Source organism: Streptomyces sp. NPDC048516 (assembly GCF_043199875.1).
Lineage (GTDB): Bacteria > Actinomycetota > Actinomycetes > Streptomycetales > Streptomycetaceae > Streptomyces.
Window position 1 is genome coordinate 129,577 of the sequence record NZ_JBICWS010000014.1, and the last position, 14,686, is coordinate 144,262.

At 71.3% G+C, this 14,686-nt stretch carries 13 protein-coding genes; 3 read left to right on the forward strand and 10 right to left on the reverse strand.

Features of this window, described 5'->3' with window-relative positions:
* Positions 1-113: 113 nt before the first annotated feature.
* From ACGFR7_RS26120 to ACGFR7_RS26150, 7 genes are all read right to left on the reverse strand, one after another.
* A complete protein-coding gene (locus ACGFR7_RS26120) occupies positions 114-1,781 on the reverse strand; it encodes a DoxX family membrane protein (protein WP_393323843.1) in 1,668 nt (555 codons plus the stop codon).
* Between the two features lie 202 nt (positions 1,782-1,983).
* Positions 1,984-2,940 carry a 23S rRNA (guanosine(2251)-2'-O)-methyltransferase RlmB gene (gene rlmB / locus ACGFR7_RS26125; protein ID WP_393323845.1) on the reverse strand — a complete coding sequence of 319 codons (957 nt, stop codon included), beginning with the start codon at positions 2,938-2,940 and terminating at the stop codon, positions 1,984-1,986.
* A gap of 128 nt (positions 2,941-3,068) precedes the next feature.
* Positions 3,069-4,463, reverse strand: a complete 1,395-nt coding sequence (gene cysS, locus ACGFR7_RS26130; RefSeq protein WP_393323848.1) for a cysteine--tRNA ligase — start codon at positions 4,461-4,463, stop codon at positions 3,069-3,071.
* 122 nt (positions 4,464-4,585) lie between these two features.
* Entirely contained in the window at positions 4,586-4,990 is a 405-nt protein-coding gene (locus tag ACGFR7_RS26135; RefSeq protein ID WP_350252936.1) for a PPOX class F420-dependent oxidoreductase, read from the reverse strand.
* 146 nt (positions 4,991-5,136) lie between these two features.
* Positions 5,137-5,682 carry a 2-C-methyl-D-erythritol 2,4-cyclodiphosphate synthase gene (gene ispF, locus ACGFR7_RS26140; RefSeq protein ID WP_393324114.1) on the reverse strand — a complete coding sequence of 182 codons (546 nt, stop codon included), beginning with the start codon at positions 5,680-5,682 and terminating at the stop codon, positions 5,137-5,139.
* Complete coding sequence (ispD, locus tag ACGFR7_RS26145) at positions 5,675-6,421, reverse strand: 2-C-methyl-D-erythritol 4-phosphate cytidylyltransferase (RefSeq protein ID WP_393323851.1); 747 nt, start codon at positions 6,419-6,421, stop codon at positions 5,675-5,677. Before ispD ends, ispF begins: the two co-directional genes overlap by 8 nt.
* A 417-nt stretch (positions 6,422-6,838) precedes the next feature.
* Positions 6,839-7,321, reverse strand: a complete 483-nt coding sequence (locus ACGFR7_RS26150; protein WP_003953493.1) for a CarD family transcriptional regulator — start codon at positions 7,319-7,321, stop codon at positions 6,839-6,841.
* Between the two features lie 1,043 nt (positions 7,322-8,364).
* On the opposite strand from ACGFR7_RS26150, the gene ACGFR7_RS26155 reads away from it, so the two are divergent.
* Complete coding sequence (locus ACGFR7_RS26155; protein WP_393323854.1) at positions 8,365-9,009, forward strand: DUF461 domain-containing protein; 645 nt, start codon at positions 8,365-8,367, stop codon at positions 9,007-9,009.
* A gap of 396 nt (positions 9,010-9,405) precedes the next feature.
* On the opposite strand, the gene ACGFR7_RS26160 is transcribed toward ACGFR7_RS26155, so the two are convergent.
* Together ACGFR7_RS26160 and ACGFR7_RS26165 are read right to left on the reverse strand one after the other, a co-directional pair.
* Positions 9,406-10,086: a response regulator transcription factor gene (locus tag ACGFR7_RS26160; protein ID WP_086721180.1), complete on the reverse strand. Its 681-nt coding sequence runs from the start codon at positions 10,084-10,086 to the stop codon at positions 9,406-9,408.
* Entirely contained in the window at positions 10,083-11,351 is a 1,269-nt protein-coding gene (locus ACGFR7_RS26165; protein WP_093492019.1) for a cell wall metabolism sensor histidine kinase WalK, read from the reverse strand. Before ACGFR7_RS26165 ends, ACGFR7_RS26160 begins: the two co-directional genes overlap by 4 nt.
* A 626-nt stretch (positions 11,352-11,977) precedes the next feature.
* Between ACGFR7_RS26165 and phoU the strand changes: the two genes are divergently transcribed.
* Positions 11,978-12,655 carry a phosphate signaling complex protein PhoU gene (phoU, locus tag ACGFR7_RS26170; protein WP_129294800.1) on the forward strand — a complete coding sequence of 226 codons (678 nt, stop codon included), beginning with the start codon at positions 11,978-11,980 and terminating at the stop codon, positions 12,653-12,655.
* 611 nt (positions 12,656-13,266) lie between these two features.
* Here phoU and ACGFR7_RS26175 read toward each other — a convergent pair.
* Entirely contained in the window at positions 13,267-13,515 is a 249-nt protein-coding gene (locus ACGFR7_RS26175) for an SCO4226 family nickel-binding protein (RefSeq protein ID WP_086721184.1), read from the reverse strand.
* A gap of 342 nt (positions 13,516-13,857) precedes the next feature.
* Between ACGFR7_RS26175 and ACGFR7_RS26180 the strand changes: the two genes are divergently transcribed.
* On the forward strand, positions 13,858-14,607 hold the full coding sequence (locus tag ACGFR7_RS26180; RefSeq protein ID WP_393323859.1) for a hypothetical protein: 750 nt from the start codon (positions 13,858-13,860) through the stop codon (positions 14,605-14,607).
* Positions 14,608-14,686: the final 79 nt, after the last annotated feature.

Here is a 14,686-nt window from a genome sequence, read left to right on the forward strand (position 1 = left end):
GCACGAGGAGCGGGACGATCAGGGACAGGTACGAGATCGGGGACAGGTACGAGATCGGGGACAGGTACGGGTTCGGGGACAGGTACGAGATCAGGGACAGATGCGGGCCCCGGTCAGCCCAGGAGCCCGCCAAGGCTTCCGCCGCCGGAGTCGCCGCCGGAGCCGCTGGAGCCGGTGCTGCCGGTGCCGGTGGTGCCGCCGCCGGTGCCGCCCGCCGACGTCGGCGCATGGGTCGGTACCGGGTCGCGGGTCGGCACGGTCTGCTGGGGTGCGCTGGTGGTCGCTCCCGGCTGCCGGGAGAGGCCGCTGCTGCCCGCCGACCGTCCCGTGCCGGAGGTCGACGCGGACGGGGTACCGGGCTTACGGGCCTTGTGCGAGGCGTTTGCCGAAGGGGTTCCGGGGCGCGGTGCGGCGCTGCCCTTGTGGCGCTGGCCGGGCCGGGCGGTGTGCTTGCCGGGGCGGGGCAGCGGGGAGCCGGGGAGGTTGTTGATGGCGGGCTCGCCGGGCCGCGGGACGGTCGCGACCGTCGCGGAGCGTACGGCGCCGCCGAGCAGTGAGCCGATCAGCAGGGTCAGTCCGGCCACCACCGCGGTCATCACCGCTCCGCGGCGCAGCACCCGGCGCCGCAGGTCGGCGACCTCGACGCGGGGGCCGAGGCGTCGCCAGGCCTCGCCGGCCAGCCGCCCGTCCATGGAGTAGACGGGCGCACCCGCGATGATCAGCGGGCTCCAGGCGGCGAGGTAGATGATGTCGGGGGCGTCGTAGGCGGGGAGGGTGCGCCAGCTGACGGTCATCAGCAGTACCGCGGAGAGCAGCCCGCCGATGGACGCGGCGACCCGCTGCCACAGTCCGCAGATGGTCAGGACGCCGACGACGACCTGGAGGAAGGCGACGGTCAGGCCGGCGCCGACGGGGTGCGAGACGGCGAAGTCGCGGAGTGGCACGGCCAGCGCCCAGGGATCGAGCGACTGCAGCCACTTGACCATCGAGCCGCGCTCACCGCCGTCGAAGTAGACGGGGTCACAGAGCTTGCCCATCCCGGCGTAGACGGAGATCAGTCCGAGGAAGATGCGCAGCGGCAGCAGGACGACGCCCAGGTTCATCCGGCGGCCCGGGTAGTACGCGTGCCGCACGCTGTCGGTGCCGCGCCGCTTGGCGCCAGGGTCGTAGCCGTCCGGTGCCTGGAACCGGTCGTCGTCGTAACCGTCGTCGCAGCCGTCGTCGTGACCGTCGTCGGTGTGGCCGCGGCCGTCGTAGGGACCGCGGTAGGGGTGGTCGTGGTAGGTGTCGCCGTACGCGCTGCCCACGGGGCGTACGCCGCGCAGCAGCGGGGTGCGGTCGGAGTCGGCGGGGCCGCGCTGGCCGATCACGGTCGCGGCGGGGGCGGCGTCGCCGAGGCGGACCCGGGGCAGGACCTGGGTCGTGCCGACGTCCTCGCCCTGGCCGCCGTCGAGGCCGACGCCCGCGTTGCGCACCGCGTGCAGGAGTTGGGTGGTGGCGCCGGCCGTGCCGCCCGGATCGGTGCGGCCGCTCCACACCACGGGCGCCCGGCGTCTGGCGCCGGCGGCCGAGCCGCGGAGGGCGGGGATGCGCGCGGCGTCGGCCAGGGCGCCGCGCGCCGCGGGCGCGGGCGCGGCGAGCTGTACGCGGAAACTGGCGTGGTTGACGATGACCTGCGCGGGATCGCACGGCACCTTGACCGAGCTCAGGCCCGGCTCGTCATCGAAGCCCGGCGAGCGTCCCCCCGTAGGCGTGCGGGGTGTTCTGGTGTCCACGCTCATCTAACCGAGTGACCCCCGGTTAAGACACTGCCTTGACCGGGTCGATCTGTCCGAGACCCGTCAAAGGATCACGAGAGCCGGGAGAGACGCCTCACCGGGAGACTGGACAGGCGCCCTCCGGGACACGGGGGGGCGCACAGAGGGTCAGGTCGTGCCCCGGGGTGTGACGCACAGGTGCGCACCGCCCCGGGGCACCGGGGACTCAGGCGCGGCGGCGCGCCGCTTCCCACAGGACGACACCGGCCGCGACACCGGCGTTCAGCGACTCCGCGCCGCCCGGCATCGGGATCCGCACCCGCACGTCACAGGTCTCGCCGACCAGCCGCGACAGGCCCTTGCCCTCGCTGCCGACGACGATGACGACCGGGCCGTCCAGCGCCTCGACGTCCTGCAGCTCCAGCTCGCCGTCCGCGGCCAGCCCGACGACCGTCAGACCGGCCTTCTGGTACGACTCCAGGGTCCGGGTCAGGTTGGTGGCGCGCGCGACCGGCGTACGGGCCGCGGTGCCCGCCGAGGTCTTCCACGCGCCGGCCGTCATACCGGCCGCGCGGCGCTCCGGCACGACCACGCCGTGGCCGCCGAAGGCACACACGGAGCGGACCACGGCGCCGAGGTTGCGCGGGTCGGTGACGCCGTCGAGCGCGACGATCAGCGGGTCGTCACCGACGTCGAACGCGGCCGCGGCCAGGTCCTCGGGGTGGGCGTAGTCGTACGGCGGGACCTGCAGGACCAGGCCCTGGTGGTTGAGGCCGTTGGTCATCCGGTCCAGCTCGGGGCGCGGCGCCTCCATCAGGTTGATGTCGCCGCGCTCCGAGGCGAGCTGCAGTGCGGCGCGCACCCGCTCATCGGTGTCGATGAACTGCTGGACGTAGAGGGTGGTCGCGGGCACGCCGTCGCGCAGCGCCTCGAAGACCGGGTTACGGCCGACGACCAGCTCGGCGGTGCCCTTGGCGCCGCCGCGGCGCGGGGCCGGGCGGCGCGAGGCGGCCTGCCTCGCCTGGGCATTGGCGACGCGGTTCTTGACGTGTCCCTTGCGAGCGGAGGCGGGCGGGGTCGGGCCCTTGCCCTCCAGGCTCCGGCGCCGCTTACCGCCGCTGCCGACCTGCGCGCCCTTCTTGTTGGACGTGCGGCGGTTCCTGCGCTGGCTGTTGCCGGCCATGGGTCACCTGTTTCTTCACTGCTCTCGACGTCTCGCGACGTGGAGTGGGTACGTACGTATGGATTGAGTGTCGCCCGCGGCCACCGTGCGAGGCGAATCCGGGTGGCCGACGGGGCGCGGGACCGGGGTCAGGACAGCGACCAGCGCGGGCCCGAGGGGGTGTCCTCGATGGCGAGTCCGGACTGCTGGAGCTGGTCGCGGATGGCGTCGGCGGTGGCGTAGTCCTTGCGGGAGCGGGCGGCCTGGCGCTGTTCGAGGACGAGGCGCACCAGGGAGTCCACCACGCCGTGGAGGTCTTCTCCGCGGTCGGTGCCGCCGACGGACCAGCGCTCGTCGAGCGGGTCCAGACCGAGCACCCCGAGCATGGCCCGCAGCTCGGCCAGCCGGGCCACCGCGGCTTCCTTGTCGTCGGCGGTCAGTGCGGAATTGCCCTGGCGGACGGTGGTGTGCACGATCGCCAGCGCCTGCGGGACGCCCAGATCGTCGTCCATCGCCTCGGCGAAGGCCGGCGGCACGTCGGGCGCCGGCTCGACGGGCCCGGCCTTCTCGACGACCCGCTGGATGAACCCCTCGATCCGCGCGAAAGCGGACTCGGCCTCGCGCAGCGCGTCCTCGCTGTACTCGATCATCGAGCGGTAGTGCGGGGTGCCCAGGTAGTAGCGCAGCACGATCGGGCGCCAGCGCTTGACCATCTCCGAGACCAGCAGGGAGTTGCCCAGCGACTTGGACATCTTCTCGCCGCTCATGGTCACCCACGCGTTGTGGGTCCAGTACCGGGCGAATGCGTCGCCGAAGGCCTTGGCCTGCGCGATCTCGTTCTCGTGGTGCGGGAAGATCAGGTCGATGCCGCCGCCGTGGATGTCGAACGCGGCGCCCAGGTACTTGTGGGCCATCGCCGAGCACTCCAGGTGCCAGCCGGGCCGGCCGCGGCCCCACGGGGTCTCCCAGCTGGGCTCGCCCTCCTTCGCCGCCTTCCACATGGCGAAGTCGCGCGGGTCCCGCTTGCCGGTCTCCCCCTCGCCGGACGGCTGGAGGAGGTTGTCCAACTCCTGGTTGGACAACCGGAGATAGTCCGGGAAGGACTTGACGTCGAAGTAGACGTTGCCGTCGGCGGCGTAGGCGTGACCGCGCTCGATCAGGCCGCGCATCATCTCGGTCATCTCGGGGATGTGGCCGGTGGCACGCGGCTCGTAGGTGGGGCGCAGGCAGCCGAGAGCGTCGTACGCCGTATTGAAGGCGACCTCGTTCTCATAGCCCACGGACCACCACGGGCGGCCCTGTTCGGCGGACTTCTTGATGATCTTGTCGTCGATGTCCGTGACATTGCGCACGAACGTCACGTCGTAGCCGCGGTACTCGAACCAGCGGCGCATGATGTCGAAGTTCAGTCCCGACCTGATGTGCCCGATATGCGGGGCGGCCTGCACGGTCGCACCACACAGGTAGATCGAGACACAGCCCGGCGTGAGCGGGGTGAAATCGCGAATCTGCCGGGCGCTGGTGTCGTACAGGCGAATCGTCACGGAACCAGGGTAGTCGGAACGAGGCAGTGCCCCGCGACCCATTGGGCCACAGGGTGACGTATCCGTCATCGGCGTCCGATTCGCCGGACCCGCCGCCGCTTCCGGCGCGGCCGGCGAGCCCGTCAGATGCTGCCGACCACCTTGCGCGGCGTGATCCGGACGACCACCCGCTCGGCGTCCTTGCCCGACTCCGGGTTGAACTCGGCGTACGGCTTGCCGGTGTACTTCCGCGACAGCTCGTCGATCAGCTCCTGCCCGCCCTCGGTGGTGAGGGAGGCGGAGCCACGGACCTCCGCGTAGGTGTACGGGGCGTCGAAGGGCTGGACGACGACCGAGACCCGCGGGTCACGCCGGAGGTTGGCCTCCTTGCGCCGGCCGACGGTCGTCGAGAACAGCAGGTCGCCGCCGTCCCGCTTCACCCAGACCGGGGAGACCTGGGGGCTGCCGTCGGGCTGGACGGTCGCCACGGTCACGAAGACCGGAGTGTCGAGGAGCTGCTTGAGGTCGTCGGACAGGGTGGCAGTCACGAGCGGTCCTTCCTGCGGGCCTTCCGGGGCCCTCCGGGGACAGGGATACTCCGATCCTCCCTCCAACACCCGTGCGGCGCCCGGCATTCCCACGCCATACGGGGGATGCCGGGCACCGCACGCGGAAGGACGGACGCGCCCGCCGTTCAGGCCGTACGGAAGACGATCGCCGTGGCGACCGCGGCCAGGCCCTCGGCGCGGCCGGTCAGCCCCAGTCCGTCCGAGGTCGTACCGGAGACCGAGACCGGCGCGCCCACGGCCGCCGACAGCGCCTTTTGGGCCTCGTCCCGCCGCTTGCCGACCTTCGGGCGGACGCCGATGACCTGCACCGCGACATTGCCGATGGTGAAGCCCTCGGCCCGGACGATCCGGGCCGCCTCGGCGAGCAGCGTCACCCCGGAGGCACCGGACCACTCGGGTCGGCCGGTGCCGAAGTGCGCTCCCAGGTCGCCGACGCCGGCCGCCGAGAACAGCGCGTCGCAGGCGGCGTGTGCGGCCACATCGCCGTCACTGTGCCCGGCCAGGCCGTAGCCGTCGCTCTCCGCCGCGTCCCAGAGCAGTCCGGCGCACCACAGCTCACGGCCCTGCTCGAAGGCGTGCACATCCGTGCCGATGCCGACGAGGGGGAGGACGGCGGGCGGGACCGCGGCCGGGGCGTCCCCGGCGGGCCGGGTTGCGTCCTGCTCAGACATAGCCATCGGTGGCCCTCCTGCGGGCGAGTACGGCCTCGGCCAGGACCAGGTCCAGCGGCCGGGTCACCTTGAATGCTTCCTCGTGCCCCGGGACGACCACGACCGGCGACCCGAGCCGTTCGACCAGCCCGGCGTCATCGGTGGCGCCCTCGCCCTCGACGACGGTGTCATGCGCCTTGCGCAGGGTCGCCAGGTCGAAGCCCTGCGGCGTCTGCACGGCGCGCAGCAGGGCCCGCTCCGGGGTGCCGACCACCGGCTCCGGGGTGCCCGGCGGCTGCGGGTCGACCTGCTTGACGGTGTCGGCGAGCGGCAGCGCCGGGACGACGGCGGGCGCACCGTCGCGTACGGCGGCGATCACCGCGTCGACGGTCTCGACCGGGACCAGCGGGCGCGCGGCGTCATGCACCAGCACGACATCGATGGTGTCCGGGAGCGCGGCCAGCCCGAGCTGTACGGACTCCTGGCGGGTCTGGCCGCCGGGGACCACCTGGAGGTCGGTGCGCTCGGCGAGCGGGTGCTCGTGGAGCAGGTGGCTGACCTCGGCCGCGCCGTCGGGCGGGGCGACCACCACGATCAGCGAGACGGCACGGGAGGCGGCCATCGCGCGGACTGCGTGCACCAGCATGGGGGTGCCGCCCAGCGCGCGCAGCGCCTTGGGGGTGCCGGGACCGAGCCGGACACCACGGCCGGCGGCGGGGATCACCGCGGCGGTGCGGATCGGACGGGAGGAATCTGGCATCGACGGCTCCGGAGTCCGGGGCGAGCCCGGAATTGACGCAGACAGGTTTGTTTCCTCGGGAGAGGTGGGTATGGCCCTGGGGGTAGCCCCGGCCGGAGGCTGGGGAAGTGCCGGGCGCGACGCCTTGACCGGCCCCTTCCGTGACACCGGTCGAGGCAACTGCCCGGGCCCGGCACACACCACAGGGGCCCGGCGCTTGCCGGTCCCGGCAGGTCACAACCTCATAAGTCAAGATCGCACAGCTCATGACCCGGTTCTCATGACCCGGTTCATGAGGCTCATGACGAGGCTCACGACACAGCAGCAGATATGCCGCAGCGCCCGGCAACAGGCCGTTTCACTGGGAAACGGTCGTCACTCGGGCACCGCGGCATTGCTACGTCGTCGCTGCGCCGGCTCTCGCCGACGCATACGTCGTCAGGACGCGAGTACCTCGTCGAGCAGGGCCTCGGCCTTGTCCTCGTTGGTGTTCTCCGCGAGAGCGAGCTCGCTCACCAGAATCTGGCGCGCCTTCGCGAGCATCCTCTTCTCACCGGCGGACAGTCCGCGCTCCCGCTCACGCCGCCACAGGTCACGCACCACTTCGGCAACCTTGATGACGTCACCGGAGGCGAGCTTCTCGAGATTTGCCTTGTAGCGACGGGACCAGTTCGTCGGCTCTTCGGCATACGGTGCACGAAGCACCTCGAAGACCCGGTCCAGCCCGTCCTGGCCAACCACGTCGCGTACGCCGACGAACTCCGCATTGTCCGCTGGAACACGAACAGTCAAGTCGCCCTGGGCGACCTTCAGCACCAAGTAGGTCTTGTCCACGCCTTTGATCTGGCGAGTTTCGATGGCCTCGATCAGCGCGGCCCCGTGATGGGGATAGACCACGGTGTCGCCAACCTTGAACGTCATGTGACAGGTACCCCTTCCGTGGCTATCCATGCTAACACGGGAACGGGCCGTTCTGAATGGCGTTTTCGCAGGTCAGGGCATATCTCGGGGCTTGACAACCATGACCGGAACGTGCTGCGAAGGACCCTCGGAGGCGGGTATTCGCAGGTCGGAGGGGCTGCACGGGCGAGCGGAAACCCGCCCGTCACATACCGGGAGCGCGGTGATCGACAGGCGGAATGTCCCGCTTTGTATGGATCCAGATGAGCGAGTTCCGCTACTCCGTTCGGCTGCTCCCGGCCCTTCGAGGGCGATTCCTGAATTGATCACGATCCGGCACCCCGAAGAGTGTGATCAATTCCGCGAGGCCTTCACATTCCCTGCGAATACTGCTTTTCCCCGGCGAGAAACGCACGGCCCTCCACCCGAACGGCCGCTTGCCGAATATTCCTTCCCCGTTCTCGCTGGTCGGTCTCGGTTCTTGAGGACTATCTCGGCGGGGGACCCCGGTCGCTGATCTCAGTCGGTGATCTCAGTCGCTGATCTCAGTCGGTGATCTTGAGAGGTGATCCTGGGGAGTGATCTTGGGGTGCTCTCGGTGGGGGATGTCCGTGGGGGTGGGCCGGCGTTGTCCGGCGACCGGCCGGGCGTGTTGGCCGGCGGGGTGCCGGGCATGTTGGCCGGCGGGTGCCGGGCGCGCCGGCCGGCGTGTTTTCCCGGCCGCCGCTCGATGGATCTTGAACTACCGCTCTTGATCCACCGTCTCTTGATCCACCGCCTCTTGATCCACCGCCTCTTGATCCACCGTCAGCTTTCCTTGTGCGCTTCCGCTTCGGGGGCCGGGCCACCGGGCCCGGACCGCGGTGGCGGGCCGCCGATCACGCTGGGGGCGGGTCGGGTGCGGCAGCGCGAGGACGGCTCGGTAACCTAGCGGCGCTGACACACCCTTAGGGCGGCTTTACGCACCCGTCGTCATGACGCGTACGCAGGGCCGCCCCAGCCGCCCATCCGCGACCGGGCACGAACGTTCGGCCGCCGTAGCTCGTCAAGGAGATGCCGCCGCCGTGAGCCGCAGCCTTCGACGCGGCGTCCTCGCCGCCACCGTCCTTTCGCTCTCGATCGCCACGCTGTCCGCCTGCGGGGCCGGGAACGAAGCCCAGACGCTGCAGGTCAAGCCGGACAACGCCGCGACCTCCGTCGACGGCATCAAGATCCAGAACGTCAACGTGATCACGCAGCCCGATGTGAACGCCAAGGGCCCGGCCGTGGTGGCCGCGACGGTGTTCAACAACGGCGACCAGGACCAGAAGCTCACCGGGATCTCCGTCGACGGCACCGGCCAGTCGGCCAAGCTCGCGCCGGTCGGCGGTGGCTCGGGCCCGATCACCGTGCCGGCCGGGGGCTCCGTGATGATCGGCGGCAAGGGCAACGCCTCGGCCGTCCTGGCCAGCGGCCGCGAGGCCGTCAAGGACGGGAACGTGCAGCCCCTGACGTTCACCTTCACCTCGATCGGCAAGGTGAAGGTCAGCTCCTACGTCGTCCCCGCGAAGAACTTCTTCGAGGGCTACGGTCCCTCGCAGCTGCCGCAGCCGTCCGGCTCGGCGTCTCCGTCCGGCTCCGCCAAGCCGTCGCAGTCGGGCAAGCCGTCCGGGTCGGCCAGCCCCTCCGGCTCCGGCTCGCCCTCCGCGTCGGCGCACGGCGGTCACTGACACCTCTCGGGGAACTCACGGACACCCCTCTCGGGGGTCACCGACACCGCACGCGTCTCGGGGTCACTGACACCGCACGTGGCACGCGTGTCGGGGTCACCGACACCGCCCGCGCGACGACAGCAGGCAGGCCGTCCCAGCGTCGTCACAGCCACGCCTCAGGGGCGCCCATCCGATCCGGAGGGGCGCCCCTGAGGCGTGCTGCCGCCGCGTACGGCCGGGTCGGCGCTGAACGGCGTGACGTGGCGCGGCTTCCCCGGGCGACGTGGCGCGACATCGCCCGGCAGCGTGGCGCGGCATCGCCGGGCCGCGGAGGCTCGCCCCGAGGCGGGAGTGGCCGGGCCCGCGCGCCTTGGGGCCTCGACGGCCCTTACGAGCGCGGCGTACGTACGGCCTTTACGGCTCGAACTTGTAGCCCAGGCCACGGACCGTGACGAGGTAGCGCGGCGCGCCCGGGTCGGGCTCGATCTTGGCGCGCAGTCGCTTGACGTGCACGTCCAGGGTCTTGGTGTCGCCCACGTAGTCGGCGCCCCAGACCCGGTCGATGAGCTGCATCCGGGTCAGCACGCGCCCGGCGTTGCGCAGCAGCATCTCCAGGAGGTCGAACTCCTTCAGGGGCAGGTCGACCTTGCCGCCGGAGACCGTGACGACATGGCGGTCCACGTCCATCCGGACCGGGCCGGCCTCCAGGGCCTGCGGGGTGACCTCCTCCGGCTCGCCGCGGCGGCGCATCACCGCGCGGATGCGGGCGACCAGTTCGCGGGAGGAGAAGGGCTTGGTGACGTAGTCGTCGGCCCCTATCTCCAGACCGACGACCTTGTCGATCTCGCTGTCCTTGGCGGTCACCATGATGACCGGGACGTTGGAGCGGCCACGCAGCTGGCGGCAGACCTCGGTGCCGGGCAGGCCCGGCAGCATCAGGTCGAGCAGGACGAGGTCGGCGCCGTTGCGCTCGAACTCGTCGAGTCCGTCGGGGCCCGTAGCCGCGATGGCGACCTCGAAACCCTCCTTGCGGAGCATGTACGACAGTGCGTCGCTGAACGATTCCTCGTCCTCGACGACAAGCACTCGGGTCACGGAAGGACCTCCGGGGCTGGGTGAGCAGGGAGCGGATCGTTGAAGGTCTCGTACGGGCGGTCCTCGTCGTCGAGGCCCTCCGCGGAGGGGTCGGCGGGCCGTTCGCGGTCGCGTACGGCTCCGGCTTCCGGGAGACGCAGGGTGAAGGTGGAGCCCTGTCCCTCAGCGCTCCACACCGTGACCTCCCCGCCGTGCGAGGCGGCCACATGCTTGACGATGGCGAGGCCGAGGCCGGTCCCGCCGGTGGCGCGCGAGCGCGCCGGGTCCACACGGTAGAACCGCTCGAAGACGCGGTCACGGTCCTTTTCGGATATCCCGATGCCCTGGTCGGTCACCGCGATCTCGATCAGGTCGCCGCCGGGCGCGGAGACCCGGCGCCCGGCGATCCCGACGCGGGTGCGCGCCGGGGAGTAGTTGACGGCGTTCTCGACGAGATTGCCCAGGGCCGCGGCGAGCTGGCCGCGGTTTCCCCATACGTGCAGGTCGGCAGCGCCGCCGACGGCCATGGTGATCTGCTTCGCGCCGGCCTGCTGGCGGCAGCGGTCCATCGCCTCGGCGACCAGCTCGTCGACCCGGACCGGCTCGGCGTCCTCCAGCGGGTTGTCGTTCTGCACCCGGGAGAGGTCGATGAGCTCCTGGACGAGGTTGGTCAGGCGGGTGGCCTCGTTCTGCATCCGGCCGGCGAAGCGCTCGACGGCCTCGGGATCGTCGCTGGCGTCCATCACGGCCTCGGAGAGCAGCGACAGGGCGCCGACCGGCGTCTTGAGCTCATGGCTGACGTTGGCGACGAAGTCGCGGCGGACCGCTTCTATCCGGCGGGCCTCCGTGAGGTCCTCGACCAGCAGCAGCACGAGCCGGGAGCCGAGCGGGGCGACTCTGGCGGAGACCGCCAGCGCCTCGCCACGGCCAGTGCCGCGGCGCGGCAGGTCCAGCTCGACCTGGCGTATCTCGCCGTCCCTTCGGGTGTCGCGGGCCATCTGCATCATCGGCTCGACGGCGAGCTTGCCGCCCCGGACCAGCCCGAGGGCGTAGGCGGCGGAGCTGGCCTTGACGACGGCGTCGGCCTCGTCGAGGACCACGGCCGAGGAGCGGAGCACCGACAGCACGGTGTCGACCCCGGGCGGCAGCACGGCTTCCGTATGCAGGGAGGTACGGGTGGGTTTGGCCTGGTCGCGCTCGCTCCAGCGGAACGCCAGCATGGCGAAGACACCGGTACAGAGCCCGGCGATCGCAGCCACTGCGGCGACGGCCGCGTCCACGTTCATGACTCCAGGTTATGCGCCGGGTCGGACACCTCCCCAGCCATGCGGGGCTCTGCCCGAACAGCCTTCGCCCAGAGTTCACCGTGCCGTCCGCGCTGGTTCACTCCGGAGGCCGGTGCGGGGCGGGCGCCTGCCCGGCGGATGTCCCTAGGGAGAGCGGCGCGGGCAGCCTGCCGCTGCGGCGCTCGGCCAGGTGAACCGCACCCCCGCCCCCGGGGCCGTGGATGCGTCGCCCAGAGTTCACCTTCACGTCGGCGCCGGTTCACCCCCGGTGGCACCGGAGGTCGCGCGGTACCCGCAGGGTGATGGTGCGGGTGCCGCAGACGGTGCGGGTGCCCCGGACAGTGCGGGCGCCGCAACGGTTTGCACCGACGCGCGACCGGACACCCTGAGCGACTGCGGGGTCACGGCCCCTCTGGAGCACCGGTGCTCCGCGGAGCACTGCCCCCGCGGAGGGTCGGCTCCGTGGCGGGCCGGCTCCGTGGAGCACCAGCTCCGTGGAGCACCGGCTCCTTCGGGGTACCGGCCGCGCGGGCACCCGTCGTGAGAGCGTGGGCACAGGTCACCCTGCACCCCGTTCCACCTCCCACCACGCCACACCACCACATCGATGCGAGAGAAGGTCACAGATGCGGGACGCGTACCACGAGGAGCTGGATTCGATCGGCGAGGGCCTGGTCGAGATGGCCCGGCTCGTCGGCTCCGCGATCGGGCGCGCCACCACGGCGATACTCGACGCGGACCTCAAGCTGGCCGAGAACGTCATCGCCGCCGACGAGAAGGTCGACGACCTCCAGCGCGATCTGGAGGCCCGCGCGATCGCCCTGCTGGCGCGGCAGCAGCCGGTCGCCACCGACCTGCGGATCGTCGTCACCTCGCTGCGGATGAGCGCCGACCTGGAGCGCTCCGGCGACCTGGCCCAGCATGTGGCCAAGCTGGCCCGGCTGCGCTTCCCGCAGTCGGCCGTTCCGCAGGATCTGCACGCCACCATCCTGGAGATGGGGCAGCTGGCGCAGCGCCTGATGGCCAAGGCCGCCGAGGTCATCATCACCAAGGACGTCGACCTCGCGCTGCAGCTGGAGCAGGACGACGACGCGATGGACATGCTGCACCGCACCCTCTTCCAGCACCTGATGGATGACCGCTGGAAGCACGGCATCGAGACGGCCGTGGACGTGACCCTGCTGGGCCGCTACTACGAGCGCTTCGCGGACCACGCGGTCTCCGTCGCCAAGCGGGTCGTCTACCTCGTGACCGGCGAGCACGCCGACGAGATCGCCCCGCCGACGGCGGTGGAAGGCGCGTAGTGGGGGCGGAGCAGCGGGAACGGTAACCGCGGCAGCGGGAGCCATAGCCGCAGCAGCGCGAGGCATGGCCACGACAGCGCGAGGAGGGCGCGGGTCCGCCCCGTGAGCCGTCGTGCGCCGTTGACGTGTGCCTCCACGCGCCGTTGACGCGCCTCGTCACCCGGGCTTGCAATGGGCACCAGGTGACCCCTAGGAGGCAATGCATGGCACCCATGGCGGACTCCCCCAACCCCGCACTCCAGGACGCCCCGACAGCCGTCGGGCATCCACTGCTCCCTCTGCTCGGCGCCTGCGGCTGCGGCTCCGGCTGCAGCTGCGGCTGCCAGTCGGGCGGCCCGTGCCAGTGCGGCGGCGGCTGCTAGGCGCACACTGCAGTACTGCAGTACTGGAGCGCTGGAGAACCGCAGGCATGGCGCCATTACTGCACGGCGCCACGGTTCCACTGGAGCACGGCGCCACTGCGGCACAGCGCCACTACGGCACAGCGCCATTGCGGCCCCGGCTGGATTCATTCCGGCCGGGGCCGTTGCCGATCGGTCGGCCCCTCCGCGGCCGGTCAGAGAGAGGTCATCGGCCGGCCAGAGGGAGAACATAGGCCGGGCCGAGGTCGGTCAGAGGGAGATCGACAGGGGATGGATCTCGTCCGCCTTGTGGCCGGCCCGCTCGTGAATGCGCTGCACGGCCCCCGCCGACGGCGCGTCCGACAGGCAGAAGACGTCTCCGGAGTCGGTATCCGCCCAGGCGTGCTCGAAGGTCACGCCTTCTTCGCTCTGAATGGCGAGATCGGCCTGGTGCGCCGCGCTGAGCTCGTCGGGCGTCACGCCCTTCATACCGTGATGGATATCCATGAACTTGGGCATCAGGCTCATCCTTCCGGTTGCAGACGAATACGTCCCCTCTTCCATGCTGCATCCGAACACCGCGGTCCTCCCCTTCACGGCTCACCGCCCGTGGCGCGGCCGCCCCCGCCCTCGGCCCCAGCCCCAGCCCAGGCCCCGGCCCTGGCCCCGTAAGCTTCCGATGCGCCGGTCAGCTCGGCCCGTGAGGCGGGGCCGCAGCCCTCCCCCGCAGGGTGGACTCTCTCCACAGGGTGGGTCGCCTCCACAGACTGGGGGTTCGCGCCCCTGATTTCGACAGCCGTCGACGTCTACATCTACTTCTACATCTACGGGCCGCCTCCCGAGACGACCGCGGAGATCCGCATGCCCCTCGAAGGACCGCGCTACCTGCTCGTACGGGCCCGCTCCGAACCCTCCCCCCTCTACGAGCCGTACAGCCGCGGGACGTACGAGGACATCGAGTCCTTCACCGGCAACGTCCCGCTGGACGACCCCGCCCTGGGGCTGCCGGAAGACCTGACCCACGCGCTGCGCCCCTGGTCACTGTTGCGTCCGCCCGGCGGTTTCGCCTCCCGTCCGGACCTGCGGAAGCACGTCAAGCAGGGCCTGGTGGCGGCTCAGCGACTGGCCGGGCACCTCGGGCCGTCGTGGGCGGTGCGCTACTGGGACGAGCGCCACCGGACATCGAAGTGGGTGTGCTGGGGCTGCGAGCGTCTGCACTGGGAGCGCGACAGCCACGGCACCCCTCCGCACCCGGTGGACCTCACCGTCGAGGGCGAGTTCCAGTACGGTCCGCTGCGCTCCGACGGATTCGGGGACTTCTTCCCCGATGACCCGGCCGCCGCCCTGGACCTGTCCGACGGCCTCGTCACCGCTCTGTACGGCTGGGCGGACGAGATCGATACCACCCTGAACCTGGACCTCCGCGACCGGGTGGAGGGCAAGTACGACGACGCCTGGCAGCGCCTGTTCCACGAGGGCAGAAGCCTGGCCAGGCAGCTCGCCCACGAACTCGGCCCCACCCGGACGGTGACCTACAAGGGCCTGGCGAACGGCGGCCTGGCCGCGATGACGTGCGTGGCGTGGCAAGGGGACCGGGAATTGCCGGCGTGAGAAACCATCCACGCACCAGTCTGGCGGGTGCGGCCATGGCAGAGAGGCCATGGGAGAGAGGCCATGGGAGAACTGCAAG